Genomic DNA, 1,899 nt, shown 5'->3' with positions numbered 1-1,899 from the left:
ACCCCGCACCGATCGCCGAGAATAGCCGCGCGAATCTTCTCCTGCCATCCCCATGCCCGCTCCCGTTTCCAGCCGCCTTTACACCACCGCGGAAATCCGCGCCATCGAGCAAGCCGTGCTGAGCCGTCCCAATCCGCCGCCCCTCATGGAGCGGGCGGGCCTGACTGTCGCCGAGTTCGCCCACGCCCGGCTGCTGGACGAGCGCCGCACCTCGGTGCTGGTCCTGGTCGGTCCGGGAAATAACGGGGGTGACGCCCTGGTGGCGGCACGCCATCTCAAGGCCTGGTGGTACCGGGTCGATGTCGTGTTCACGGGCGATCCCGAGCGTCTTCCCCGGGAGGCGGCCCAGGCCCTGGAGCGCTGGCGGGCGGCGGGAGGGCAGTTGTTGGACCAGATTCCATCAGGGCGCCGCTGGGACCTGGTGATCGACGGGCTGTTCGGACTGGGGTTGACACGGGACGTGGAGGGCCGCCATCGGGCGCTGATCGAATGGGCCAATGCCTCCCAGCTGCCGGTGCTCGCCATCGACATTCCCAGCGGCCTGGATAGCGATACAGGGCGGGTCCGGGGTGTGGCCCTTCGAGCGGCGGCTACCGTGACTTTCATGGCCTTGAAGCCCGGGTTGCTGACCTTGGACGGCCCCGACCACTGTGGCGAGATCACCGTGGACGACCTAGGGCTCGCCCCCGAGGACTTCCCGCCCCAGAGCGTGTTCTTGATGGAGCGGGACCGCGTCCTCGCAGCCTGGAGACCCCGTCCGCGCAACAGCCATAAAGGCCTGTTTGGCAGCGTCGGTATCCTGGGTGGGGCCCCTACCATGGTGGGAGCGGCCCTGCTGGCGGGGCGCTCCGCCCTCAAGCTGGGGGCCGGCCGGGTGTATGTGGGATTGTTGGCCCGGGACGGGCCCGCCTGCGATCCGGGTCAGCCCGAGCTAATGCTGCGGCCGCCGGAGGCCCTGTTCCATCTCGAGCACCTGAGCTGCCTCGCCGTCGGGCCGGGCATGGGATTGAGCCCTGACGCGTACCAGTGGCTGAAAGCGGCCCTCGAGACCCGACTTCCTTTGGTGCTGGATGCCGACGCCTTGAACCTTCTCGCCGAATTCCCCCGCCTGCGGGAAACGCTGGCCGCCCGGGGCAATGCGGTGCTCACTCCCCACCCTGCCGAGGCAGCACGCCTGCTTCAGACGTCGACCCCCCAAGTGCAATCGGACCGCTTGGCAGTGGCTCGGCATCTGGCCGAGCTGTTTCGCTCGGCCGTGGTGCTCAAAGGAGTGGGCAGCGTCTGCGCCCTGCCCGACGGCACGCGCCACCTCAATCCCACGGGCAACCCGGGCATGGCAAGCGCCGGCATGGGGGACGTGCTGACCGGCATGATCGCCGCGTTCATCGCCCAGGGACTCTCTGCCGAGCAGGCCTTGCTCCTGGCCGTGTACCTGCACGGGGCCGGCGCCGATCGCTGCGTCGAGCAAGGCCGCGGGCCAGTAGGCTTGACCGCCGGAGAGACGGCGGATGCAGCCCGGGAGCTTCTCAACCGATGGGTTGACCTTCAAAGCGCTACTCGACCACGAATCGACACGAAGATCCACGAATGACGACATGAAGGTCATTCGCGAAGGTCATTCGCGTTGATCCATGCCCGCCTGTGGGCTTACGGGAGAAAGCACCTCCTGCCCTGGCTGGGACGACCGAGCGCTGCAGGGCGGATTCAGCGCTCGGCCGCGGATTCGGGCGCCATCAGGTGGATGGCCTCCGCTAGGAGGGAGACTCGAATCGGCTCCCCCGGCGCCACGCGGTTGCGTCGCGCCACATGGGTCGGCACCGATAGGGCCAGGGGTAGCGCCTCGCTCCCTGCCACCCGCATGGTCACCGCGGTCATCTCCCCCAAGGGGATGCATTCCTC

General features: G+C 68.4%; 1 protein-coding gene and 1 pseudogene. One reads left to right on the top strand and one right to left on the bottom strand.

Translation table 11 applies throughout. The annotated features are described in order from the left end of the window. Positions 1–52: 52 nt before the first annotated feature. Positions 53–1,591 carry an NAD(P)H-hydrate dehydratase gene (locus V7Q81_RS15920; protein ID WP_333845293.1) on the top strand — a complete coding sequence of 513 codons (1,539 nt, stop codon included), beginning with the start codon at positions 53–55 and terminating at the stop codon, positions 1,589–1,591. Positions 1,592–1,704: 113 nt separating this feature from the next. On the opposite strand, the pseudogene V7Q81_RS15915 reads toward V7Q81_RS15920, so the two are convergent. Then, positions 1,705–1,899: pseudogene (locus V7Q81_RS15915) on the bottom strand (ABC transporter); the annotation flags it as partial.

Source organism: Pelomicrobium sp., from assembly GCF_036803785.1.
Classification (GTDB): domain Bacteria; phylum Pseudomonadota; class Gammaproteobacteria; order Burkholderiales; family UBA6910; genus Pelomicrobium.
The sequence above is the reverse complement of the archived record's forward strand: the minus strand, read 5'-3'. Positions and strand labels throughout refer to the sequence as shown.